Origin of the sequence: Streptomyces sp. NPDC053542, assembly GCF_044544685.1 — a bacterium.
GTDB lineage: Bacteria > Actinomycetota > Actinomycetes > Streptomycetales > Streptomycetaceae > Streptomyces.
In genome coordinates, this window is sequence record NZ_JBITXL010000012.1 from 1 (window position 1) to 24,588 (window position 24,588).

Genomic DNA, 24,588 nt, shown 5'->3' on the forward strand with positions numbered 1-24,588 from the left:
CGGTGTCGTTCGGCTGGTCCTCCTTGTGCGCGACCAGCACCTTGGTCACCGCGGTGGGGGGGGGGGGGGGGGGGGGCCCCCCCCCCCCCCCCCCCCCCCCCCCCCCCACCACTCAGTCATGTCCGGGCACCCTCATCCGGCGGCTGCCGGGCACCCTCTGGCGCCAGCCCGCCAGCCCGCCAGCCCGGCTGCCCCCGGCCGGCCCGCCCGGATCAGCGGGCCGCCGACCGGCCCGGTACCGCCATGCGGAGCCGGTCCAGGGTGGCCGAGGCGCGGGCCCGGGCGGTCCACAGCAGGCGGACGGCGGAGCGCGGGGCCACTACGGCGCGCAGCCGCTGCCGCCAGGAGGCCGCGTCGCGCAGCCCGGCGCGTATCCGCCGCACGTCGTCGGCCAGGCCGGGCGCGGCCTGCGGACGCGGGGCGTAGAGCGCCTGCTCCACCGAGCCGGCCACCCGGCGGGCCGCCTCCGCGGCCGGGCCCGTCAGCTCGCCGGCCCGTACGATCCGCGCGGCCGCCTGGCGCGGGGTCAGCGCGTCGTCCGGGACGATGCCGTAGTCCCAGCCCGAATCCACCAGCTCCCGCCAGGGGCCGAGGACACCCGCCGCCGGTCCCCGGGGCCGGGCGGCGCCGAGGCGGCGGGCGCGGGCCCGTATCCGCCAGAGCAGCGGGACCGCCGGCAGCAGCAGGACCAGCAGGGCGACGAGCGCGCCGGCCGCGACCGTCCCCGGTGCCGGCCCGCCGTCGGCCGGGCCGCCGCCGGACTGCGAGGGCAGCGCCCCGCACTCGGCGACCCGCCGCTGGTCCGGCGGGCAGGTCCCGCCGTCCGCCGACGGCTCGGAGCGCGGCGCCGCGGTGCGGCCGGGCAGCGGCTCGGCCCGGCCGGGATCGTCCTCGTCCGGCGCGTCCGCGGAGATCGTGTAGTCCGGCACGCTGCCGCGGCTCGGCGTCGGCTCGAAGCGCGTCCAGCCGATGCCTTCGAAGTACAGCTCGGGCCAGGCGTGCGCGTCCTTCAGACCGACCGAGTACGAGCCGTCGGCGCGCTTGCCGCCCGGGGTGAAGCCGACCGCCACCCGGGCCGGGATGCCGAGCGTGCGGGCCATCGCCGCCATCGAGAAGGAGAAGTGGACGCAGAAGCCCTCCTTCTGCTTCAGGAAGCGCGCGATCGCCTGCGTGCCGCTGCCCGCCCGGACCTCGGTGTTGTACGTGAAGCCGCCGTTCAGCGCGAACCAGTCCTGGAGCCGGACCGCCTTCCCGTACGCCGAGCGGGCGCCCCGCGTCACCTGCTGCGCCGTCCGCTGGACCACCGGGGGCAGCGAGTCCGGCACCCGGGTGTACTCGCGCCGCAGGGCGCGGCGCGGCGGTGGCGCCTCCGCGAGCTGCCGGGCCGTCGGGCGCACGATCAGGCTCTCGACCTGGTAACGGACCCCGCGGGTGTTCTGTCCGCGGTCGCCGACCAGGGTGCGGCCCTCGGGCTCGAAGCGCCAGCGGCCCGGGATGTCGACCCGGGAGGCGGGATAGGGCATCGGGAGCCAGTTCTGTGCGTACCACTTCGCCGTGGAGACCGAGGTGTTCACCGCGGTGGTGTCCACGTCGGGCGCGAGGCCCGGAGGGTCGGGCAGCCGGTCCGGCACGTCCACGACCGTGCGCTGCGACGGCTTCCAGGCCGCCCCGTCGAACTGGTCGAGGGCGACGATCCGCAGATACAGGTCGCGGGTGTCGGGGGTGGTCGTGCGGTAGTTCAGCACCTCCTGGTCCTCGGGCTGGTTGAGGCTGTTCTGCAGGGACACCAGGGGGTTCACCGCGGAGATCGTGCCGCCGTCGGCCCCGGCGCGGCCGCGGGCGCTCATGTCCAGCAGCCCGCCGCCGAGCGTGGGCAGCACGGCGGGGACGACCAGGGCGATGCCCAGGGCGAGCGCGCCGATCCGGCGGCCCGTGCGCACCGGGGCCGGCGCGGGCCCGCCGGCGGCGGCGAAGGAAGTGCTCCCGGTGCTGTACGGGCGGCCCGCCGTCGTCGGGCCGCCGCCGAACACCCGGCCCCACCGGGACAGCCGGTCCCGGCCCTCGGCGAGCAGCAGCAACAGATAGCCGGCCGCGGCGACCAGGAACCACAGCCAGCCCGCGCCGCCCTTGGACAGCCCGGCGGCGACGGAGTACAGCGCGAGCAGCGGCAGCCCGGCGGGGGCCGCGCTGCGGTACGTCACCGCGAGCGCGTCCACGATCAGGCCGATCACCAGCACGCCGCCGACCAGCAGCAGCCGGATGCCCGTGGTGACCGGGGCCGGGATCGCGTACCGGCCGACGTCGCCGGCGCCCTCCTGGAGGAGCTGGCCGAACTCGTGGAAGGCGTCGGGGCCCGGCAGCAGTCCGGCGACGGCCTGGCCGCGGGTGAACATCAGCGTGAGCAGCACGAGACCGGTCAGGGCCTGCGCGGCGATGGTCAGGGGGCGGGCGAGCGGGACCCGGCGGGCCAGCGCGCCGACCGTGGTCACCAGCCCGAGCAGGAGAGCCGCCTGGAACATCCAGCCGACCGGCTCCACCAGCGGCAGCAGCGCGCAGGCGGCGCTGAGCGTCGCCACCAGCGCGCACACCGCGAGCCGCGCCCGGCCGCTCATCGCTCCGCTCCCGCTCGTCCGGAGGCGGTGCCGCCGGGCGGCATCCCGCCGCGCGCGGCCGTCCGCCGGGACCGCGCGGTGTCGGCGAGCCGCCACAGGGCGGGCAGGCTGTCCCGCGGCCGCACTGCGAGGGCCGTCCAGCCGGCGTCGTCGAGCAGCCGCAGGCGGTCGGCCAGGGGGAGGGGGCCGGGCGCCGCACCGGACTGCGGGGGCGCCGCGGCACCGCTCCAGGCGTCGCCGTCCAGGACGAAGGCGACGGCGGAGCCGCTGCGCCGCCGCATCCGCGCCGCCAGCGCGGTCTGCTCCTCGTCCAGCTCGCCGAAGAACGCGATCAGCAGACCTTCGTTGCCCCCGCGCAGGACGTCGTGGGCCCGGGACAGGCCGGGCTCCTCGGAGTGGTCGACGACGGCCAGCGTGTCCAGGAGCAGGCCCGCCGCGTCCGCCGTGGCGCCGCCGCCGGAGAAGCCGCCGGCGCCGTCCGGGCCCGGGACGGAACTGCCGGTGTCGGTCAGCAGGCGTACCGAGAAGCCGCGCTCCAGGAGATGCAGCGCGACGGACGCGGCACCGGCGACCGCCCATTCGAAGGGGGAGTCGGGCCCCGAGCCCTGGTGCGCCGCGCTCCGGGTGTCCAGCAGGATCGTGCAGCGGGCCTGCTGGGGCTGCTCCTCGCGGCGTACCATCAGCTCGCCGTAGCGCGCGGTGGAGCGCCAGTGCACCCGGCGCAGGTCGTCGCCGTGGCGGTACCCGCGCGGGATCACGTCGTCGTCGCCGGCCAGCGCGAGGGCCCGGTGGCGCCCGTCGCCGTATCCCGATGCCTCACCGGCCAGCCGGACCGGGGGCAGCGGCTCGACCCGGGGGACCACCGTCAGGGTGTCGTGCGCACTGAAGGAGCGGGTCAGCTCGCACATGCCGAAAGGGTCGGACAGCCGCAGCTGCAGCGGCCCGAGGGGATAACGGCCGCGCAGGTCCGAGCGGACGCGGTAGGACACCTCGCGGTGGCCGCCCGCCTCGATCCGGTCCAGGACGAAGCGCGGCCGCGGCCCGAGGACGTACGGCACGCGGTCCTGGAGCATCAGCACGCCCGTGGGCAGCCGCGAGACGTTCTCGACGCGCAGCCGGACCCGGGTCTCGGCCGCGGCGGACACCCGCGCGGGGGAGAGGCCGCGGCTGCCCGCGACCCGATAGCGGGTGCGGTACAGCACGGCGACGCACACGAGGGGGAGCGAGGCCAGCAGCAGCCCGACCCGGAGCAGGTCGGCCTGGCCCAGGACGTACGAGCACACCGCGGCGGCGACGCCGGCCGCCAGGAAGGACCGCCCGCGGGTCGTCAGCCCGCCGAGCGCGGCCCGCAGCCCGCCGGCCTCCGGCAGGCCCGCGGCCGGAAACCCCCCGCTGTCCGGCGCCCCTGGCCCGCCGTACTCCGCGCCGGCCGCCGCCGGTGCCTCGATGCCTCCGCCCCCGCCCCGCATCAGTAGCTCCGGGAGGCCGGCGGCCACTGCGCCGAGGGGTCGGGGACCGGGGTGTGGTGCAGGATCTCCAGGACCACCTGCTCGGCCGAGCGGCGGTTCAGCTGGGCCTGGGCGGTGGGCAGCAGGCGGTGCGCGAGGACCGCGCCGGCCAGCGACTGCAGGTCGTCCGGGAGGACGTACTCCCGGCCGGCGAGGGCCGCCGCGGCCTTGGCGGCCCGCAGCAGATGGAGCGTCGCGCGAGGGGAGGCGCCGAGCCGCAGGTCGGGGTGGCTGCGCGTGGCGGCGACCAGCTCGACGGCGTATCTGCGCACCGGATCGGAGACGTGCACCGTGCGCACCGCCTCGACCAGCTTCACGATCTCGTGGGCGTGCGCGACCGGCTGGATGTCGTCCAGCGGCGACCTGCCGCCGTGCACGTCCAGCATCTGCAGCTCGGCCTCGGGGCTCGGATAGCCGATCGAGACCCGCGCCATGAAGCGGTCGCGCTGGGCCTCGGGGAGGGGATACGTGCCCTCCATCTCCAGGGGATTCTGGGTGGCCACCACCATGAAGGGGCTCGGCAGCGCATACGTCTGCCCGTCCATGGTGACCTGGCGCTCCTCCATGGACTCCAGGAGCGCCGACTGGGTCTTGGGGGAGGCGCGGTTGATCTCGTCGCCGATGACGATCTGGGCGAAGATCGCGCCCGGCTTGAACTCGAAGTCGCGCTGCCGCTGGTCGAAGACGCTCACGCCGGTGATGTCCGAGGGCAGCAGGTCGGGAGTGAACTGGATGCGCCGCACCGAGCAGTCGACGGACCGGGCGAGCGCCTTGGCGAGCATGGTCTTGCCGACGCCCGGCACGTCCTCGATGAGGAGGTGGCCCTCGGCGAGCAGCACGGTCAGCGCCAGGCGTACGACCTCGGGCTTGCCCTCGATCACGCCCTCCACCGACCGGCGGACGCGCTCGGCTGTGGTGGTCAGATCTCCGAGGCTCGCTCGCTCGTCATAGGTCGTCACCCGGCCCTCCTCGGCCCTGCCCCGCGCTCACGAAAAGCGGGGGTACCCCAATTCAGGGCCGACGCCGCTTTCCCGGTCCGGCCCACCCCGATAGCGCGCCGCCCCCGGTCCGGCCGGAAACAACGTCACGTACGCATTCTTGCCGCCCGCGCGGCTTCGCGTCATGGGCTGTGGATAACTCGGAACGGCGCGCACCGGTCACCGGGAGGGGCGGCGGCCGGAAAGAACGTTCGCCGGCACGTCGTCGACGTGCCGGCGAACAGCGGAGGTTGCGGGGTTTCCGCGGCGCTCCGTACGGGACTTCCGCGTCAGTCCCGCGGGTCGATCTCGCGCAGCAACCCCGTCTTCACGTCGAAGACAAAACCGCGCACGTCGTCCGTGTGGAGCAGGAACGGCGACGTACGGACGCGCTGCATCGACTGGCGTACGTCCGCGTCCAGGTCCTTGAACGCCTCGACCGCCCAGGTCGGCCGCTGCCCGACTTCCTCGGCCAGCTCGTGACGGAAGTCCTCGGTCAGGGTCTGCATACCGCAGCCCGTGTGGTGGATGAGCACCACGGAACGGGTGCCCAGGGCACGCTGGCTGATCGTCAGGGAGCGGATGATGTCGTCGGTGACCACACCGCCGGCGTTGCGGATGGTGTGGCAGTCGCCGAGCTCCAGGCCCAGCGCTTCGTGGAGGTCGAGCCGGGCGTCCATGCAGGCCACAACGGCGACCTTCAGTACGGGACGGGCGTCCATGCCGGGGTCCGTGAACTCGGCGGCGTATCGGGCGTTGGCTTCGATGAGGCGGTCGGTGACCGTGCCGCCCGAACGGGCGGCCTCGCGGTCGTCGGACGGGGACGGGGCCTGCGACGCGGATATCGACATAGCACTAAAGGTAATCGCCGCAGCTCCGCGCCGCCGGATGTGAGGACGGGCATAGCGGGTCAACGAACCTGCCTGTGAGGTAACCCACAGCAACGGGCGGCGTTGCCCCGTACGAGTGAAATCAATGATCGACAACGCCCGGGAGGGCGCGGCCCGGAGGCGTCCGGAGGTCGCGCGAGGACGCGCCCGACCAGTTGGTTGACCGAAGGGATGAGTGGACTAAAGTGACGCGAAGTGGGAGGCGTGAGACTCTCCTTGGATCCCGAATCCCGCGCGCGGGGAACCGCACGTGCGGTTCGGTCTCCTCCCGCTCCACCGGCCATCCGACGTCACTTCCCCGTCGGCGGACGGCCGCTTCCCCTTCAGAGCGGGCGGGGACCAAACAGTACGTGCGGCCTCCGTCGGCCAACGGCAGGTGGGCACCTTCCCCGCGGGGGCGGTATCCGCCGCCCTCCTCATCGGAAGGCGCATGAGCAGCAGTAATACCCGCCACGTCCCCGTCATGCTCCAGCGCTGTCTGGACATGCTCGCCCCGGCGCTCGCCGAGCCCGGTGCGGTCGTCGTCGACTGCACGCTCGGTCTGGGGGGACACAGCGAGGCGCTGCTGTCGACATTCCCCGCCGCGCGCCTGATCGGCCTGGACCGCGACCCGTCCGCCCTGAAGCTCGCGGGGGAGCGGCTGGCGCCCTACGGGGACCGCGCGACCCTCGTGCACGCCGTGTACGACGAGCTGCCCGACGTCCTGGAGCGGCTGAACGTGCCGCGCGTCCAGGGGATCCTGTTCGACCTGGGCGTCTCCTCGATGCAGCTGGACGAGGCCGACCGCGGCTTCGCGTACGCCCAGGACGCCCCGCTGGACATGCGGATGGACCAGACGACCGGGATGAGCGCGGCCGAGGTCCTCAACAGCTACGCGCCGGGCGAGCTCGTCCGGATCCTGCGGGCCTACGGCGAGGAGAAGCAGGCCAAGCGGATCGTCTCGGCGATCGTCCGGGAGCGCGAGAAGGAGCCGTTCACGAACAGCGCGCGGCTGGTCGAGCTGATCCGGGACGCGCTGCCGCAGGCCGCCAAGCGCACGGGCGGCAACCCCGCGAAGCGCACGTTCCAGGCGCTGCGCATCGAGGTCAACGGCGAGCTGTCGGTCCTGGAACGCGCCATTCCGAACGCCGTGCAGGCGCTCGCCGTCGGCGGCCGGATCGCCGTCCTCTCGTACCACTCGCTCGAAGACCGGCTGGTCAAGCAGGTGTTCGCGGCGGGCGCCGCCAATACGGCACCGCCCGGGCTGCCGGTCGTACCGGAGCAGTACCAGCCGCGGCTGAAGCTGCTCACCCGTGGCGCCGAGCTGCCCACGGAAGCGGAGATCGCGGAGAACCGCAGGGCGGCGCCCGCCCGGCTGCGCGGCGCCGAACGCATCCGGGAGGACAACGCGTGACGGGCTCCGGGCGGCTTCGCGGCACGGGGGGCGGGCGGCTGGCCGCCCTGGTCCCCTCCGGTACGAGCACGGCGGCGCGCACGCCGTTCGTGCTGCTCGTCGTGGTGCTGCTCGGATCCGGCCTGATCACGCTGCTGCTGCTGAACTCCGCGCTCAACCAGGGCTCCTTCGAGCTGAGCAGGCTGGAGAAGCAGACCACGGAACTGACGGACGAACAGCAGGCGCTCCAGCAGGAGGTCGACGGTTACTCGGCGCCCGGCTCCCTGGAGAAGCGGGCCCGCGGCCTCGGCATGGTGCCCGGCGGCAACCCGGCCTTCCTGGGCCCGGACGGCACGGTGCGCGGCGCGCCCAGCGAGGCCACGGGGCAGCCCGCGGTGATGAAGGCGCCGCAGAGCCGCCCGCCGGCCCTCTCGCGGACGCACACGCCGTCCGCGGCCCCGTCCGGCAGCCCGCGCGCCACCGCCTCCCCGCAGCCCTCCCCGACGGCCGCCGGCGGGTGACCTCGTGACGCACGACGCCGCGCTCGCGGGCGCATCGCCCGCAGACCGGACGGAGACGGAGGGGGAGCAGTGAGCGAACCGAGGGACCCCAGGGACCCCGAGAACCGGCGCGACCCGAGGGCCCGGCGCGGCCCCGCCCGCCCCGGCACCCCCGGGCGCCACGTGCCGCGCCCCTCCCAGGGCGGCGCCTCGTCCCGGAGCGAGGGCCGCCCGCAGCGCCCGTCCGCCGCCAAGCGGCCCGCGGACGCCCGCCGCGACCCGAAGGGCGCCCCCTCCGCGAATCGTTCCTCCGGCCAGCGCCCGCCGGCGGCTTCCAAGCGCCCGGCACCGGCCCCGAAGCGCCCAGCCGCCGCCCCGAAGCGCCCCGCCGCCGCTTCGAAGCGCGCCGCTGCCCCGAAGCGCCCGGCAGCCGCACAGAAGCGCCCACCCCGCCCCCGTACCCCGGCCCCCGCCCCCCTCCGCCTCGGCAATCCCCGCCCCCGGCTCCGCCTCGTGGCCGTCGCGCTGACGCTGGTCATGCTGGTCTTCGCGGTACGGCTCTTCCAGGTGCAGGCGGTGAACGCCGACGCGTACGCGGCCAAGGCCAACGTCAACCGGTACGTGCCGGTCACGCTCGCCGCCGAGCGCGGCGCGATCACCGACCGGGACGGCGTGGACCTGGCCACCACCGTGGACGCGTACGACATCACCGCCGACCCGAGCCTGCTGGCGCCCGACAAGATCAAGATCGATGACGCGCCCCAGAAGGCGGCCGCGCTGCTCGCGCCGATCCTCGGCGAGGACCAGAAGGAACTGGCCGAAAAGCTCTCCAAGTCCGGCTCCCGCTACGTCCTGCTCTCGCGCCGCCAGAGCCCCCAGGTCTGGAAGCAGATCAAGGACCTGCGGAGCGCGCTGGACGCCAAGGCGCAGGCCGCGCCCAAGAGCGACCCGCGGCCCAACGTCCTGCTCGGCATCTTCGCCGACGAGCACAGCAAGCGGGTGTACCCGAACAAGGAGCTGGCCTCCGGAGTGCTCGGCTTCATGAACTCCGAGGGCAAGGGCGCGGGCGGCCTCGAGGCGAGCCTGGACAAGAAGCTCGCGGGCAAGAACGGCAAGCTCGTGTACGCCCAGTCCGGGGGCCGCCGGGTGCCCACCGCCGACACCCAGGAGCACCCCGCGGTGCCCGGTACGGACGTCGAGCTGACCCTGGACCGGGACATCCAGTGGGCGGCCCAGGAGGCCATCACCAAGCAGGTCGAGAAGTCCAAGGCGGACCGCGGCTACGTCGTCGTCCAGGACACGAAGACCGGCGAGATCCTGGCGCTGGCCAACGCCCCCGCCTTCGACCCGAACGACATCACGCGGTCGGACGCCGACGCGCTCGGGAACGCCGCGCTGAGCGACGCTTTCGAGCCAGGTTCGACCAGCAAGCTGATGTCGCTGGCGGCCGTGCTGGAGGAGGGCGCCGCGACGCCGTCCACGCACGTCACCGTCCCGAACCGGCTGCACCGCGGCGACCGGCTCTTCGCCGACGACATCGACCACCCCACCTGGCACCTGACGCTGAACGGGGTACTCGCCAAGTCCAGCAACATCGGCACCATCCTGTCGGTCGAACAGCTGGGCAAGACCCAGCGCGAGGCGAACCAGGTGCTCTACTCGTACCTGCGCAAGTTCGGCATCGGGCAGCCGACCGGGCTGGGCTTCCCGGGCGAGACCCCGGGCATTCTGGCCAAGCCGCAGGACTGGAGCACCTCGCAGCAGTACACGATCCCCTTCGGGCAGGGTCTCTCGCTCAACGCGGTGCAGGCCGCCTCGGTGTACTCCACCATCGCCAACGGCGGCGAGCGGATCGCGCCCACGCTCGTCCGCGGCACGAAGGGCCCCGACGGCCGGTACGTCGCCGCGCCGAAGCCTGACAGGACCCGCGTGGTGAGCCCGAAGACCGCGAAGACGCTCGCCCGGATGCTCGAATCCGTGGTCGACGACCAGGAGGGCACCGGCACCGCCGCGAAGATCCCCGGCTACCGGGTCGGCGGCAAGACCGGCACCTCCAACCGGGTGGATCCGAAGACCGGCCGCTACCACGGCTACACGGCCTCTTTCGCGGGCTTCGCGCCCGCCGACAAGCCCCGCATCACCGTCTACTGCGCCGTACAGAATCCGACCAGCGGAAGCTACTTCGGCGGCCAGGTCTGCGGGCCGATCTACAAGCAGGTCATGCAGTTCGCGCTGAAGTCGCTCCAGGTGCCGCCCACCGGTGCCGAGGCACCACGACTCCCGGTCAGCTTCAAGCCGGGCGAATGAGGTGATTCGTGATGACCATCACTTCCGACGCGGGGAACCGTCCACCACCGCGTCCCTCGCTTCGCCCCGAGGCCCATGGGCCCGGTACGCTCACCGCCGTGTCACATGCTGATCAGTCCCCCAATGCCCAGCAGGACGGCCCCGGCAAACACCCCGGCCCGCCCCGCCCCGAGCACGTCCGCGCCATCCCGCTGGCGGATCTGGCGCACCAGCTGGGCACGGCCGTGCCGACGGTGGAGGCCGCGGTCACCGGCATCACGCACGACTCCCGCGCGGTACGCCCCGGTGACATCTACGCCGCGCTGCCCGGCGCCCGCTTCCACGGCGCCGACTTCGCCGCGCAGGCCGTCGAGCTGGGTGCCGCCGCGATCCTGACCGACCCCGGGGGCACCGAACGGGCCGCCGCGACGGGCCTGCCGGTCCTCACGGTCGACAACCCGCGGGCCCGGATGGGCGCGCTGGCGGTGACGATCTACGGCGACCCGGGCGCGGAGCTGCTGCAGATCGGCATCACCGGTACGTCGGGCAAGACCACGACCGCGTACCTCATCGACGGCGGGCTCCGGGCCGCGGCGGAGAAGTCCGGCGGCGGCCTGACCGGCCTGATCGGCACGGTCGAGTCCCGCATCGGCGACGAGCGGCTGAAGTCCGAGCGGACCACGCCCGAAGCCACCGACCTGCAGGCGCTCTTCGCGGTGATGCGCGAGCGCGGCGTGAAGTCCGTGGCCATGGAGGTCTCCAGCCACGCCCTGGTACTGGGCCGGGTCGACGGCTGCGTGTTCGACGTGGCGGTCTTCAACAACCTCAGCCCGGAACACATGGAGTTCCACACGGGCATGGAGGACTACTTCCAGGCCAAGGCGCAGCTGTTCACCAAGGCGCGCTCGCGGCTGGGCGTGGTGAACTTCGACGACGAGTACGGCCGCCGGCTCATCGAGGGCGAGTCCGAGGTCCCGGTCACCTCCTTCTCCGCCGAGGGCCACCCGGACGCCGACTGGCGCGCCGCCGACGTCGAGGTCGGCACGCTGGGCTCGACGTTCACCGTGCACGGCCCGGACGGCGTGACCGTACGCGCCGCGTCGCCGATCGCCGGCCCCTTCAACGTCGCCAACGCGCTCGCCGCCATCACGGCCCTCGTGGTGGCCGGCGTCGACCCGCAGACCGCCGCCGACGGCGTGGCCGCCGTGCCCGGCGTCCCGGGCCGGCTGGAGCGGGTGGACGCGGGCCAGGACTACCTCGCGGTGGTCGACTACGCGCACAAGACGGACGCTGTCGAATCGGTCCTGCGCGCGCTGCGCAAGGTCACCGAGGGCAAGATCCACGCCGTACTGGGCTGCGGCGGCGACCGCGACCGCACCAAGCGCATGCCGATGGGTGCCGCGATCGCGCGGCTCGCCGACACCGCGGTGCTGACCAGCGACAACCCACGTTCCGAGGATCCGCTCGCGATCCTCGCCACCATGCTCGCGGGCGCCGCCGACGTGCCGTCGCACGAGCGCGGCACGGTACTGGTCGAGGAGGACCGGGCCGCCGCCATCGCCGCCGCGGTCGCCCGCGCGGAGCCCGGCGACACTGTCATCGTCGCCGGCAAGGGCCACGAGCAGGGCCAGGACATCGCCGGAGTGGTTCGCCCCTTCGACGACCGCCAGGTGCTGCGCGAGGCCATCGAGAGCTCACTGAAGTTGCAGCAGCAGCACGATCACCAGGGATGACACACCGCCATGCGCGCACAACCCCCATCTCGGCATCTCCAGCCCCCGGCCGGAGGTGACCTGTGATCTCCCTGTCCCTCGCCGAGGTCGCCGGCATCGTCGGCGGGCGGCAGCACGACATACCGGACGGCTCCGTCCTGGTCACCGGCCCTGTCGTGATCGACTCGCGGGCGGTGACCGACGGCGCGCTGTTCGCCGCGTTCGCCGGTGAGCGGGTCGACGGGCACGACTACGCCGAGCAGGCCGTGCGGTCGGGCGCGGCGGCCGTACTGGCCACGCGTCCCGTCGGCGTGCCCGCGATCGTGGTCGACGACGTGGTGGCCGCGCTGGGCGCGCTGGCCCGCGAGGTCGTCCGGCGCACCGGTGCGGACGTCGTCGCGCTGACCGGTTCGGCGGGCAAGACCAGCACCAAGGACCTCATCGCGCAGCTGCTGCAGCGCAGCGGCCCGACGGTGTGGCCCGAGGGCAACCTCAACAACGAGATCGGCCTGCCGCTGACCGCGCTGCGGGCCGAGTCCGGCACCCGCCACCTCGTCCTGGAGATGGGCGCGCGCGGCGTCGGCCACATCCGCTACCTCACCGAACTGACCCCGCCCCGCATCGGGCTCGTCCTGAACGTCGGCAGCGCGCACATCGGCGAGTTCGGCGGCCGCGAGAAGATCGCCGAGGCCAAGGGCGAGCTGGTCGAGTCGCTGCCCGACGCGAGCGCGGGCGGCATCGCGATCCTCAACGCCGACGACACGTACGTACGTGCGATGGCCTCGCGTACGAAGGCCCGTACGGTCTTCTTCGGCGAGTCCCCCGAAGCCGACATCCGTGCCGAGGATGTCCGGCTCACCGACGACGGCCGCCCCGCTTTCACGCTTCACACACCCTCCGGGTGCAGCGCCGTGATCCTGCGGCTGTACGGTGAGCACCACGTGTCGAACGCGCTCGCCGCGGCCGCCGTCGCCCACGAGTCGGGCATGCCCGCAGACGAGATCGCGTCCGCGCTCTCCGAGGCAGGCACGCTCTCCCGCTGGCGCATGGAGGTCACCGAGCGCGCGGACGGCGTGACGGTCGTCAACGACGCCTACAACGCGAACCCCGAGTCCATGCGGGCTGCGCTGCGCGCACTCGTGTCGATGGGCAAGGGGCGGCGTACGTGGGCGGTGCTCGGTCAGATGGCCGAGCTCGGCGAGGAGTCACTCGCCGAGCACGACGCGGTCGGACGGCTCGCCGTCCGGCTCAACGTCAGCAAGCTCGTGGCAGTAGGGGGGCGGGAAGCCGCCTGGCTGCAAATGGGCGCTTATAACGAGGGTTCGTGGGGTGAGGAGTCGGTGCACGTGTCCGACGCACGGGCGGCGGTCGACCTGCTGCGCAGTGAGCTGCAGCCGGGAGACGTGGTGCTGGTGAAGGCGTCCAGGTCGGAGGGGCTGGAGCGGGTCGCGGCCGCATTGCTGGACGATGCGGCAGGCAATGGTGCGCAGGGCGGGGCCGCTACCCGATGAACACGATGAAGCAGATCCTCTTCTCCGGAATGATCGGGCTCTTCCTGACCCTTATCGGCACCCCGCTGCTGATCAAGCTGCTGGCCAAAAAGGGCTATGGGCAGTTCATCCGCGACGACGGACCGCGGGACCACCACAGCAAGCGCGGTACGCCCACCATGGGCGGCATCGCCTTCATCCTGGCCACGATCATCGCGTACGCGCTGACCAAGGTGATCACGAGCAGCGACCCCACCTTCTCCGGTGTGCTGGTGCTGTTCCTGATGGCCGGCATGGGCCTGGTCGGCTTCCTCGACGACTACATCAAGATCGTCAAGCAGCGGTCGCTGGGCCTGCGGGCCAAGGCCAAGATGGCGGGCCAGCTGATCGTCGGCATCGCCTTCGCCGTGCTGTCCCTGCAGTTCGCGGACCTGCGCGGACAGACCCCGGCCTCGGACCGGCTCTCCTTCACCCAGGACTTCGGCTGGCAGATCGGCCCCGTGATCTTCGTGATCTGGGCGCTGTTCATGATCCTGGCGATGTCCAACGGCGTGAACCTCACCGACGGCCTGGACGGCCTGGCCACCGGCGCCTCGGTGATGGTCTTCGGCGCGTACACCTTCATCGGCATCTGGCAGTACCAGGAGTCCTGCGCCAACCAGATCACCGCGGGCCCCGGCTGCTACGAAGTGCGTGACCCGCTCGACCTCGCGGTCGTGGCCTCCGCCCTGATGGGTGCCTGCTTCGGCTTCCTGTGGTGGAACACCTCGCCCGCCAAGATCTTCATGGGGGACACCGGCTCGCTCGCCCTCGGCGGCGCGCTCGCGGGCCTGGCGATCTGCTCCCGTACGGAGCTGCTGCTCGCCATCCTCGGCGGCCTCTTCGTGCTGATCACCATGTCGGTGGTCATCCAGGTCGGCTCCTTCCGGCTCACCGGCAAGCGGGTCTTCCGGATGGCGCCACTCCAGCACCACTTCGAATTGAAGGGCTGGTCCGAAGTCCTTGTCGTGGTCCGGTTCTGGATCATCCAGGGCATGTGCGTGATCGTGGCCCTCGGCATCTTCTACGGCGGCTGGCAGGCCGCCAAGTGACCGGCCAGGACTTCGCCGGACAGCGCATCACCGTCGCCGGCCTGGGCGTGAGCGGCATCAGTGCCGCGCGCGCCCTGGCCGGGCTCGGCGCGACCGTCACCGTCGTGGACGGCGGCGACGGCGAGAAGCAGCGGGCGACGGCCGCCGAGCTGGAGGCGGCCGGTATCGCCGTCCGCCTCGGGGACGGCGAGACGCTGCCCGAGGGCACCGGGCTCGTCGTCACCTCGCCGGGCTGGAAGCCCTCCAGCCCGCTCTTCGCGGCCGCCGCCGAGGCGGGCGTGGACGTCATCGGGGACGTGGAGGTCGCCTGGCGGCTCCGCGGCCCCGACGCCGCCCCCTGGCTCGCGATCACCGGCACGAACGGCAAGACCACGACCACGCAGATGCTCGCCTCGATCCTGGCGGCGGAGGGTCTGCGCACGGCCGCGGTCGGCAACATCGGCACGCCGATCATCGACGTGATCCAGGAAGGCGACGACGCGTACGACGTGCTCGCCGTCGAGCTCTCCAGCTACCAGCTGCACTGGGCGCCCTCGCTGCGCGCCCACTCCGCGGCCGTACTGAACCTCGCCCCCGACCACCTCGACTGGCACGGCTCCATGGAGGCGTACGCCGCCGACAAGGGCCGGATCTACGAGGGCAACACCGTCGCCTGCGTCTACAACGTGGCCGACAAGGCCACCGAGGACCTGGTCCGCGAGGCCGACGTCGAGGAGGGCTGCCGCGCGATCGGCTTCACCCTCGGCACGCCGGGACCCGGCCAGGTCGGCGTCGTCGAGGGCATCCTCGTCGACCGCGCGTTCGTCGAGAACCGGCAGAAGCAGGCCCAGGAGCTGGCCGAGGTCGCGGACGTCGATCCGCCGGCCCCGCACAACATCGCCAACGCCCTCGCGGCCGCGGCGCTGGCCCGCGCGTTCGGTGTGCAGCCCGCCTCCGTACGCGACGGCCTGCGCGCCTTCCACCCGGACGCGCACCGCATCCAGCACGTCGCGGACGTCGCCGGAACCGCGTACATCGACGACTCCAAGGCGACCAACACCCACGCCGCCGAGGCGTCGTTGGCCGCGTACGAGCACATCGTGTGGATCGCCGGCGGGCTCGCCAAGGGCGCGACCTTCGACGAGCTCGTCCAGAAGTCGGCGGGGCACCTCCGCGGTGCCGTCCTGATCGGCAAGGACCGGGCCCTGATCGCCGAAGCGCTCGCGCGACACGCCCCGGATGTGCCCGTCGTCGACCTCGACCGGACCGACACTGGGGCGATGTCCGAGGCGGTACGGGAAGCCGCGCGGCTCGCCCGGCCGGGCGATACGGTCCTGTTGGCACCGGCCTGCGCCTCGATGGACATGTACCTGAACTACAACAAGCGGGGCGACGCCTTCGCCGACGCGGTCCGCGAGCTGGCCGCACAGGACCAGTAGACCCACCCGTACGTCCCCGCCCGCGTCGTGGACGTGCGGCGCAGCGCATCTGTGGAGGGACGAGGATGACGGCCCGACCGGCGAAGGAGGCACCGCCGAGCCCACCGCGTCCGCTGCGCCCGGTGCGGCGGACGCCACCGGCCCCCCGGATGCCGCGCCCCGGCGACCCCACGGGCCCGCGGCGCCTGTACCACCGGGCGAAGCGGGCCTGGGACCGGCCGCTGACGGCGTACTATCTCGTCCTCGGCGGCAGCCTGCTGATCATGGTGCTCGGGCTGGTCATGGTCTACTCCGCCTCGCAGATCAAGGCGCTGCAGTCCGGGCTGTCCCCGACGTACTTCTTCCGCAAGCAGCTGCTCGCCGCGGCGCTCGGCGGCGGGCTGATGGTGCTGGCGACCAAGCTGCCCGTCCGGGCGCACCGGGCGCTGGCCTACCCGCTGATCGCCGCCTCCGTCTTCCTGATGTGCCTGGTCCAGGTGCCGGGGATAGGCGTCGCGGTCAACGGCAACCAGAACTGGATCTCGCTCGGCGGGCCCTTCCAGCTGCAGCCCAGCGAGTTCGGCAAGCTGGCGCTGGTCCTGTGGGGCGCCGACCTGCTCGCACGCAAGCAGGAGCGGCGGCTGCTGACCCAGTGGAAGCATCTGCTCGTACCGCTGATTCCGGCCGCTTTCCTGCTGCTCGGGCTCATCATGCTCGGCGGCGACATGGGCACCGCGATCATTCTCACGGCCATCCTCTTCGGACTGCTGTGGCTCGCGGGGGCGCCCACCCGGCTGTTCGTCGGGGTGCTGGCGGCGGCGGGCGTCATCGGCGCGCTGCTCATCAAGACGAGCGCCAACCGGATGTCCCGGCTCGCGTGCATCGGCGCGACCGACCCCGGTCCGGGCGACCAGTGCTGGCAGGCCGTGCACGGGATATACGCCCTCGCGTCCGGCGGATTCTTCGGATCCGGTCTCGGCGCGAGTATGGAAAAATGGGGTGAACTCCCTGAACCGCACACCGACTTCATCTTCGCCATCACCGGGGAGGAACTGGGACTGGCGGGGACGCTGTCGGTACTCGCCCTGTTCGCGGCTCTAGGCTATGCGGGTATCCGCGTGGCCGGACGCACGGAGGATCCCTTCGTACGGTACGCCGCGGGTGGCGTGACCACCTGGATCACGGCTCAGGCCGTGGTCAACATCGGTGCGGTGCTCGGCCTGCTGCCGATCGCCGGTGTCCCGCTCCCGCTGTTCTCCTACGGAGGCTCCGCCCTGCTGCCGACGATGTTCGCTGTCGGACTCCTGATCGCCTTCGCGCGTGATGAGCCCGCGGCGCGGGCGGCGCTGGCCATGCGGCAGCCGGTATTCGCGAGAATGCCGGCTGGGGTGAGACGGAAGACGATGAGACGGCGCGTCAAGAAGCTGCCGTCCGGAGAGCGGTGAATTTCGGTGCATGTCGTACTCGCCGGTGGGGGGACCGCCGGCCACATCGAGCCCGCGCTCGCCCTCGCGGACGCCCTGCGCAGGCAGGACCCGACCGTGGGCATCACGGCCCTGGGCACGGAGCGCGGACTGGAGACCCGGCTGGTACCGGAGCGCGGTTACGAACTGGGGCTGATCCCGGCCGTTCCGCTGCCGCGCAAGCCCACCCCCGAGCTGATCACCGTCCCCGGGCGGCTGCGCGGCACGATCAAGGCGGCCGAGCAGATCCTGGAGCGCACGAAGGCGGACTGCGTCGTCGGCTTCGGCGGTTACGTGGCGCTGCCCGGCTACCTGGCCGCCAAGCGGCTCGGCGTGCCGATCGTCGTGCACGAGGCCAACGCCCGGCCGGGCCTGGCCAACAAGATCGGCTCGCGGTACGCCAAGTTCGTCGCCGTCTCCACCCCCGACAGCAAGCTGCGCGACGCCCGTTACGTCGGCATCCCGCTGCGCCGCACGATCGCGACCCTGGACCGGGCGGCGGTCCGCGCCGAGGCGCGCGCCGCCTTCGGCCTGGACCCGAACCTGCCGACGCTGCTGGTCTCCGGCGGCTCGCAGGGCGCGCGCCGGCTGAACGAGGTCATCCAGGCCGCCGTGCCGAGCTTCCAGCGCGCCGGCATCCAGGTGCTGCACGCGGTCGGCCCGAAGAACGAACTGCCGCAGGTCGACAACATGCCCGGGATGCCGCCGTACGTCCCGGTACCGTACGTGGACCGGATGGACCTCGCGTACGCCGCGGCCGACATGATGCTCTGCCGCGCGGGCGCGATGACCGTCGCCGAGCTGTCCGCCGTCGGGCTGCCCGCCGCGTACGTCCCGCTGCCCATCGGCAACGGCGAGCAGCGGCTGAACGCCCAGCCGGTGGTCAACGCCGGCGGCGGCCTGCTGGTCGACGACGCGCAGCTGTCCCCCGAGTGGGTGCAGGGCAACGTCCTGCCGGTGCTCTCGGACCCGCACCGGCTGTACGAGATGTCCCGCGCGGCCGCCGAGTTCGGCCGCAGAGACGCCGACGAACTGCTCGTCGGCATGGTCTACGAAGCAATCGCCTCCCGCCGGGGCTGAGGCGGCCGGGGGGAAGGAGAGGGAGCGTGGCCGGACCCAGCACCACCGCCCGCCGCGGTGAGCAGCGCAGACCGCAGGCCGGCCCGCCCGCCGACTCCGGGGGACCGGAAGAGCGGCTCCGGCCGTGGTGGCTGCAGCTGCCGCGGCCGGGGGCGCGCCTCCCCGGCCGTCCCCGCCGCCGTACGCTCATCGTCGCCACCGTCCTCATAGCGCTGCTGGTCGGCTTTGGTACCTGGGTGCTGTACGGCTCGGACTGGCTCCGCGCGGAGCGGGTGCAGGTGCGCGGCACCGATGTCCTGACGGTGCGTGAGGTGACGGCAGCGGCGGCGGTGCCGCTGGGCTCGCCGCTCGCCTCCGTGGACACCGACGGTATCGCCGCACGGCTGGCCGACCGGCTGCGCCGCATCAAGTCGGTCGAAGTGGAGCGCTCGTGGCCGGACACCATCTCCCTGAACGTGACGGAGCGGCAGCCCGTCCTGGTCGTCCAAAAGGGCGGAAAGTTCCGTGAAGTGGACGACCGGGGCGTGCGCTTCGCCACCGTCGGTATCGCGCCGCGCGATGTACCCCGGCTGGAAATGGACGCGGCCGATTCGCCGAGCCTGCGCCGTTTCGGTATCCCTGCTCTGAACCGCGCGGCGGTGAAGGTCGCCACCGCGCTTCCCGATACGGTCGGCAAGGACGTGCGCGTCATCCGCGTACGTTCGTACGACTCCATCACCCTGGAGCTGACCGGCGGACGCCGGGTCGAGTGGGGCAGCGAGGAACACGGCAAGGAAAAGGCCAAGGTACTCCGCGCGCTCCTGAAAGCGGCGCGTGATGCGCGCCACTTCGACGTCAGCGTCCCCAGTGCGCCCGCCGCGTCCGGGAGTTGACGTACGTACGCGCAGGCCAGCACCCTGGATGGCTACCACTACGGGTGATCACATAGGGTGAAAAGAAAAACGGGAGGTTCGGCGTGTTCGTTGAACGTGCGCCGCTTGTCGACTTAGTGTCTCGTTCCAAAGAACCCAGGGAACACAGGCACTGGTAACCCTAAACTTCAACGTTAGGGTTCGGGTCGGCAATACGGACCGTCCCATCGGCATCAGTCGTTGTCCACAGCACATGTGAGGCACCGACACGTAACTCGAGGCGAGAGGCCTTCGACGTGGCAGCACCGCAGAACTACCTCGCAGTCATCAAGGTCGTCGGCATCGGCGGCGGTGGCGTGAACGCCATCAACCGGATGATCGAGGTCGGGCTCAAGGGCGTCGAGTTCATCGCGATCAACACCGATGCGCAGGCGTTGCTGATGAGCGACGCCGACGTCAAGCTCGACGTCGGCCGTGAAATGACGCGTGGCCTCGGCGCCGGCGCAAACCCGGACGTGGGCCGCAAGGCGGCCGAAGACCACCGCGAGGAGATCGAGGAGGTCCTCAAGGGGGCCGACATGGTCTTCGTGACCGCGGGTGAGGGCGGCGGCACCGGCACGGGCGGCGCGCCCGTGGTCGCCAACATCGCGCGCTCGCTGGGCGCCCTGACGATCGGTGTGGTCACCCGGCCGTTCACCTTCGAGGGCCGCCGCCGCGCCAACCAGGCCGAGGACGGCATCGCGCAGCTGCGCGAAGAGGTCGACACGCTCATCGTCATCCCCAACGACCGGCTGCTGTCCATCTCGGACCGCCAGGTGAGCGTTCTTGACGCCTTCAAGTCCGCCGACCAGGTGCTGCTGTCCGGTGTCCAGGGCATCACCGACCTGATCACCACCCCGGGCCTGATCAACCTCGACTTCGCCGACGTGAAGTCCGTGATGTCCGAGGCCGGCTCGGCCCTCATGGGCATCGGCTCGGCCCGCGGCGACGACCGCGCGGTGGCCGCCGCCGAAATGGCCATCTCCTCGCCGCTGCTGGAAGCCTCCATCGACGGCGCCCGCGGTGTGCTGCTGTCCATCTCCGGCGGCTCCGACCTCGGTCTCTTCGAGATCAACGAGGCGGCCCAGCTGGTCAGCGAGGCGGCCCACCCGGAAGCCAACATCATCTTCGGCGCGGTCATCGACGACGCGCTGGGCGACGAGGTCCGCGTGACCGTCATCGCCGCGGGCTTCGACGGCGGTCAGCCGCCGGCCCGCCGCGAGAACGTCATCAGCTCGTCCTCCTCCGGCAAGCGCGAGGAGCCGGCAGCCCCGGCGAGCCGCCCGGCCGCGCCCCCGGAGCCCCGCCCGGCCTTCGGCGGCCTCGGCTCCGTCCCGGTGCGGGACGAGGAGCCGGCCCCGGTCGAGCCGGCGCCGGTCAGCGAGGCCCCGGCGCCGCCGCCGGTCGCCCCGCAGGTCCCCCCGGCCCGTCCGTACACGGACAGCACGGCCGAGGAGCTGGACGTCCCGGACTTCCTGAAGTAGCCGAAGACCCAGCAGTGATAGGACAGCAGCACTCTGTGCTGACGGATGATGCGAGCGGCGCGCGCTTCGCCTTCACCGACCGGTGGGGTGGGGTGAGCGCCGCTCCGTATGCCGAGCTCAACCTCGGCGGCGCCGTGGGCGACGACCCACAGGCGGTACGGACCAATCGCGAACTGGCGGCCAAGTCCCTCGGACTGGATCCGGCCGATGTGGTCTGGATGAACCAGGTGCACGGACGCGACGTGGCGGTCGTGGACGGGCCGTGGCGGGACGGGACCGAGGTGCCCTGCGTGGACGCGGTCGTGACGAGCCGTCGGGGCCTGGCCCTCGCCGTCCTCACCGCCGACTGCACCCCCGTCCTCCTCGCCGACCCGGTCGCCGGGGTCGCGGGCGCCGCGCACGCCGGACGTCCCGGACTGGTGGCCGGGGTCGTACCGGCCACGGTCGAGGCGATGACCGCGCTCGGTGCCGACCCCGGGCGGATCGCCGCGTACACCGGACCCGCGGTCTGCGGGCGCTGTTACGAGGTACCGGAGGCGATGCGCGCCGAGGTCGCCGCCGCGGTGCCCGAGGCGCGCGCGACCACGAGCTGGGGGACTCCAGCGGTGGACGTGGTGGCCGGGGTGGCCGCCCAACTCGCCCGGTGCGGCGTGCGGGTGCGTGAACATTCCCACATCTGCACGCTGGAATCGGCGGACCATTTCTCGTACCGGCGCGACCGCACAACGGGGCGGCTCGCGAGTTATGTATGGCTGGACGGCTGAGCTGTGACGGACCGTAGAACGGAACTGGCCGAGAACCTGGCCCGGGTGGAGGACCGTATCTCCACCGCTTGTGCCAAAGCCGGTCGCAATCGTGATGATGTGACCCTGATTGTGGTCACAAAGACCTACCCGGCGAGCGATGTCCGTATCCTTTCGGAATTGGGCATCCGGCACGTCGCGGAGAACCGCGACCAGGACGCGGCGCCCAAGGCGGCCGCTTGCTCGGATTTGCCGCTTACTTGGCATTTCGTCGGCCAATTGCAGACAAATAAAGTCCGGTCTGTGGTCAGTTACGCGGATATCGTGCAGTCCGTGGACCGGGTCAAGCTCGTCACCGCGCTCTCCAAGGAGGCCGTACGTGCCGGGCGCGAGCTGGACTGCCTGATCCAGGTGGCACTTGACGCCGAGTCGGGGGAGCGCGGCGACCGCGGCGGTGTCGGTCCGGACGGGGTGGCGGCGCTGGCCGACGCGGTGGCGGCGGCCGAAGGGCTGCGGCTGGGCGGTCTGATGACGGTCGCTCCGCTGGCAGGGCAGTACGCAGGCCGGCCGCGGGCGGCTTTCGACCGGCTGGCGGAAATCGCATCCGGCCTGCGCTCGGGTCATCCTGCTGCGAAAATGGTCTCGGCAGGAATGAGTTCGGATCTCGAGGACGCGGTGGCCGCCGGTGCGACACATGTACGCGTGGGCACTGCGGTACTCGGAGTCCGACCACGGCTCGGGTAACGTCGCGAAGCAAGTCGGACCACAGCACAAAATATGGTCATTACCGTCAAAAGACGGGCAGGCCGAGTGGATCCAAGGCGACCGGTGACGGAGCCGATCCACCACAGAGCGGAGGACGCAGAGAATGGCCGGCGCGATGCGCAAGATGGCGGTCTACCTCGGCCTCGTGGAGGACGATGGGTACGACGGCCGGGGCTTCGACCCCGACGACGACTTCGAGCCCGAACTCGACCCGGAGCCCGAGCCGGAGAGGCGGCAGCAGCACCAGCCGCCCACCGAAGCACGCCCCGAACGGGACGAACCGGCACGAGTCGTCTCGCCGCCGGCGCAGCGCGAGTCTCCGCCAGTGGGTACGGAAAGCGGACGACCCGCCCGAATCGCCCCCGTGGCGTCCATCACACCCGAACGTCCGAATCTGGAGAAGAACGCACCGGTGATCATGCCCAAGGTTGTGTCCGAGCGGGAGCCGTACCGCATCACCACACTGCACCCCCGGACCTACAACGAAGCCCGTACTATCGGGGAACACTTCCGTGAGGGCACTCCGGTGATCATGAATCTGACGGAGATGGACGACACGGACGCGAAGCGACTTGTCGACTTTGCGGCCGGGTTGGTGTTCGGTTTGCACGGGAGTATCGAGCGAGTGACACAGAAGGTGTTCCTGCTGTCTCCTGCTAACGTCGATGTCACGGCGGAGGACAAGGCCCGTATCGCAGAGGGCGGGTTCTTCAACCAGAGCTGAGACGCAACACCGGGCACACCGAGGCCGTAGGGCCGGCACAGGCAAGGGGAGAGGGAAGCGCGAGATGGGCATCGCACTGCAGGTGATCTATATCGCGCTGTACTGCTTCCTCATTGTGTTGATCTTCCGGCTGGTGATGGACTACGTCTTCCAGTTCGCCCGTTCATGGCAACCCGGCAAGGCGATGGTGGTCGTACTGGAGGCCACTTACACTGTGACTGATCCGCCACTCAAGCTTCTGCGGCGTGTCATACCGCCGCTGCGTCTCGGGGGCGTGGCGCTCGACCTGTCCTTCTTCGTACTGATGATCATCGTCTACATCCTGATCACCGTCGTGAGCAACGTCGTGAGCAAGTTGTGAACGATACGGTCTTGCCGATTGCCGACGACTACGTTGAGGTGAAGAAGAGATGCCGTTGACCCCCGAGGACGTGCGGAACAAGCAGTTCACGACCGTCCGCCTCCGAGAAGGCTATGACGAGGACGAGGTCGATGCCTTCCTCGATGAGGTCGAAGCCGAACTGACCCGCCTGCTCCGGGAGAACGAGGACCTGCGCGCCAAGCTGGCCGCGGCCACCCGTGCTGCCGCCCAGAGCCAGCAGCAGCAGGGCATGCGCAAGCAGCAGGAGCAGGACGGACCGCAGCAGCAGCGGCCCGGTGCCCCCGTGCCCGCCGCCATATCCGGTCCGCAGCCGGTCCCGCCCGGCCAGCAGCAGGGGATGGGTGGCCCGCCCCAGCTGCCCGGCGGTGCACCGCAGCTGCCCGCAGGTCCCGGTGGCCACGGTCCCGGTCCGCAGGGCCCGCACGGCGGCCAGATGGGCCCCGGCGGTCCCATGGGCGGCCCGATGGGCGGTCCGCAGGGCGGCGGCCCGCAGCTGCCGCAGCCGGGCGGCCAGGGCGGCCCGGGCGGTGACAGCGCCGCGCGCGTGCTGTCGCTGGCGCAGCAGACCGCCGACCAGGCGATCGCGGAGGCCCGCTCCGAGGCCAACAAGATCGTCGGCGAGGCCCGCAGCCGCGCCGAGGGCCTGGAGCGGGACGCCCGCGCCAAGGCCGACGCGCTGGAGCGGGACGCGCAGGAGAAGCACCGCGTCGCGATGGGCTCCCTGGAGTCCGCCCGCGCCACGCTGGAGCGCAAGGTCGAGGACCTGCGCGGCTTCGAGCGCGAGTACCGCACGCGACTGAAGTCGTACCTGGAGAGCCAGCTGCGCCAGCTGGAGAACTCCTCCGACGAGTCGCTCGCCCCGCCGCGGACCCCGGCTGCGGCCTCGCTGCCGGCGTCCCCGTCGATGGCGTCGGCCGGTGCCGGCTCCATGGGCGGCGGCTCCAGCCACACCATGGGCGGCAACCAGTCCATGGGCGGCCACGGCGGCTCGAACGGCAGCAGCGGCCCGTCGTACGGCAGCCAGCAGCAGATGTCGCCGGCCATGACCCAGCCGATGGCTCCGGTCCGGCCGCAGGGCCAGCAGCAGATGCAGCAGGCTCCGTCGCCGATGCGTGGCTTCCTCATCGACGAGGACGACAACTAGGCGCTGACGCGCCGGGTGGTCGACCCACGCGTGGGTTGCGCTCCGGCGTGGCGGGCAATAAGTCGGCAATCAGGGCCG

General features: G+C 72.2%; 20 protein-coding genes. 16 read left to right on the forward strand and 4 right to left on the reverse strand.

The features are described from left to right. Positions 1 to 212 precede the first annotated feature (212 nt). The 4 genes from ACIGXO_RS29240 to ACIGXO_RS29255 form a co-directional block, all read right to left on the reverse strand. Positions 213 to 2,612, reverse strand: a complete 2,400-nt coding sequence (locus ACIGXO_RS29240; RefSeq protein WP_399792753.1) for a DUF3488 and DUF4129 domain-containing transglutaminase family protein — start codon at positions 2,610 to 2,612, stop codon at positions 213 to 215. Further along, complete coding sequence (locus ACIGXO_RS29245; RefSeq protein ID WP_399792754.1) at positions 2,609 to 4,081, reverse strand: DUF58 domain-containing protein; 1,473 nt, start codon at positions 4,079 to 4,081, stop codon at positions 2,609 to 2,611. The genes ACIGXO_RS29240 and ACIGXO_RS29245 overlap by 4 nt, the downstream gene beginning before the upstream one ends. Further along, a complete protein-coding gene (locus ACIGXO_RS29250) occupies positions 4,081 to 5,079 on the reverse strand; it encodes an AAA family ATPase (RefSeq protein ID WP_399792756.1) in 999 nt (332 codons plus the stop codon). Before ACIGXO_RS29250 ends, ACIGXO_RS29245 begins: the two co-directional genes overlap by 1 nt. Before the next feature lie 308 nt (positions 5,080 to 5,387). After that, positions 5,388 to 5,948: a beta-class carbonic anhydrase gene (locus ACIGXO_RS29255; protein WP_399792758.1), complete on the reverse strand. Its 561-nt coding sequence runs from the start codon at positions 5,946 to 5,948 to the stop codon at positions 5,388 to 5,390. Between the two features lie 469 nt (positions 5,949 to 6,417). Here ACIGXO_RS29255 and rsmH point away from each other — a divergent pair, with 469 nt between their 5' ends. The 16 genes from rsmH (at position 6,418) to ACIGXO_RS29335 (ending at position 24,510) form a co-directional block, all read left to right on the forward strand. Then, complete coding sequence (gene rsmH, locus ACIGXO_RS29260; RefSeq protein WP_399792760.1) at positions 6,418 to 7,380, forward strand: 16S rRNA (cytosine(1402)-N(4))-methyltransferase RsmH; 963 nt, start codon at positions 6,418 to 6,420, stop codon at positions 7,378 to 7,380. Next, on the forward strand, positions 7,377 to 7,880 hold the full coding sequence (locus ACIGXO_RS29265) for a hypothetical protein (RefSeq protein WP_399792762.1): 504 nt from the start codon (positions 7,377 to 7,379) through the stop codon (positions 7,878 to 7,880). The genes rsmH and ACIGXO_RS29265 overlap by 4 nt, the downstream gene beginning before the upstream one ends. Positions 7,881 to 7,949: 69 nt before the next feature. Beyond that, the gene (locus tag ACIGXO_RS29270) at positions 7,950 to 10,166 is read left to right on the forward strand and encodes a penicillin-binding transpeptidase domain-containing protein (protein ID WP_399792764.1); all 2,217 of its coding nucleotides are present in this window, start codon (positions 7,950 to 7,952) and stop codon (positions 10,164 to 10,166) included. An 8-nt stretch (positions 10,167 to 10,174) separates the two neighbouring features. Then, positions 10,175 to 11,878 carry a UDP-N-acetylmuramoyl-L-alanyl-D-glutamate--2,6-diaminopimelate ligase gene (locus ACIGXO_RS29275; RefSeq protein ID WP_399792766.1) on the forward strand — a complete coding sequence of 568 codons (1,704 nt, stop codon included), beginning with the start codon at positions 10,175 to 10,177 and terminating at the stop codon, positions 11,876 to 11,878. A gap of 62 nt (positions 11,879 to 11,940) precedes the next feature. After that, positions 11,941 to 13,368 (forward strand): UDP-N-acetylmuramoyl-tripeptide--D-alanyl-D-alanine ligase, encoded by a 1,428-nt coding sequence (gene murF / locus ACIGXO_RS29280; protein ID WP_399792768.1) that lies wholly within the window; start codon positions 11,941 to 11,943, stop codon positions 13,366 to 13,368. A 5-nt stretch (positions 13,369 to 13,373) separates the two neighbouring features. Beyond that, entirely contained in the window at positions 13,374 to 14,438 is a 1,065-nt protein-coding gene (gene mraY, locus ACIGXO_RS29285; protein WP_031056914.1) for a phospho-N-acetylmuramoyl-pentapeptide-transferase, read from the forward strand. Continuing rightward, the gene (gene murD, locus ACIGXO_RS29290; protein ID WP_399792770.1) at positions 14,435 to 15,856 is read left to right on the forward strand and encodes a UDP-N-acetylmuramoyl-L-alanine--D-glutamate ligase; all 1,422 of its coding nucleotides are present in this window, start codon (positions 14,435 to 14,437) and stop codon (positions 15,854 to 15,856) included. The genes mraY and murD overlap by 4 nt, the downstream gene beginning before the upstream one ends. A 65-nt stretch (positions 15,857 to 15,921) precedes the next feature. Beyond that, a complete protein-coding gene (gene ftsW, locus ACIGXO_RS29295) occupies positions 15,922 to 17,280 on the forward strand; it encodes a putative lipid II flippase FtsW (protein WP_399792772.1) in 1,359 nt (452 codons plus the stop codon). A 6-nt stretch (positions 17,281 to 17,286) separates the two neighbouring features. After that, the gene (gene murG / locus ACIGXO_RS29300) at positions 17,287 to 18,378 is read left to right on the forward strand and encodes an undecaprenyldiphospho-muramoylpentapeptide beta-N-acetylglucosaminyltransferase (RefSeq protein WP_031056921.1); all 1,092 of its coding nucleotides are present in this window, start codon (positions 17,287 to 17,289) and stop codon (positions 18,376 to 18,378) included. Positions 18,379 to 18,404: 26 nt separating this feature from the next. Then, a complete protein-coding gene (locus ACIGXO_RS29305; protein ID WP_399792775.1) occupies positions 18,405 to 19,250 on the forward strand; it encodes a cell division protein FtsQ/DivIB in 846 nt (281 codons plus the stop codon). A gap of 275 nt (positions 19,251 to 19,525) precedes the next feature. After that, complete coding sequence (ftsZ, locus tag ACIGXO_RS29310) at positions 19,526 to 20,752, forward strand: cell division protein FtsZ (protein ID WP_399792777.1); 1,227 nt, start codon at positions 19,526 to 19,528, stop codon at positions 20,750 to 20,752. A 14-nt stretch (positions 20,753 to 20,766) separates the two neighbouring features. Next, positions 20,767 to 21,516: a peptidoglycan editing factor PgeF gene (pgeF, locus tag ACIGXO_RS29315; protein ID WP_399792779.1), complete on the forward strand. Its 750-nt coding sequence runs from the start codon at positions 20,767 to 20,769 to the stop codon at positions 21,514 to 21,516. Between the two features lie 3 nt (positions 21,517 to 21,519). Next, positions 21,520 to 22,239, forward strand: a complete 720-nt coding sequence (locus ACIGXO_RS29320) for a YggS family pyridoxal phosphate-dependent enzyme (protein ID WP_399792781.1) — start codon at positions 21,520 to 21,522, stop codon at positions 22,237 to 22,239. Between the two features lie 124 nt (positions 22,240 to 22,363). Beyond that, entirely contained in the window at positions 22,364 to 22,984 is a 621-nt protein-coding gene (locus tag ACIGXO_RS29325; RefSeq protein ID WP_399792783.1) for a cell division protein SepF, read from the forward strand. A 64-nt stretch (positions 22,985 to 23,048) separates the two neighbouring features. After that, positions 23,049 to 23,345 (forward strand): YggT family protein, encoded by a 297-nt coding sequence (locus tag ACIGXO_RS29330; RefSeq protein WP_052865840.1) that lies wholly within the window; start codon positions 23,049 to 23,051, stop codon positions 23,343 to 23,345. A gap of 49 nt (positions 23,346 to 23,394) precedes the next feature. Next, positions 23,395 to 24,510: a DivIVA domain-containing protein gene (locus tag ACIGXO_RS29335; protein WP_399792786.1), complete on the forward strand. Its 1,116-nt coding sequence runs from the start codon at positions 23,395 to 23,397 to the stop codon at positions 24,508 to 24,510. The last annotated feature ends 78 nt before the right edge of the window (positions 24,511 to 24,588 follow it).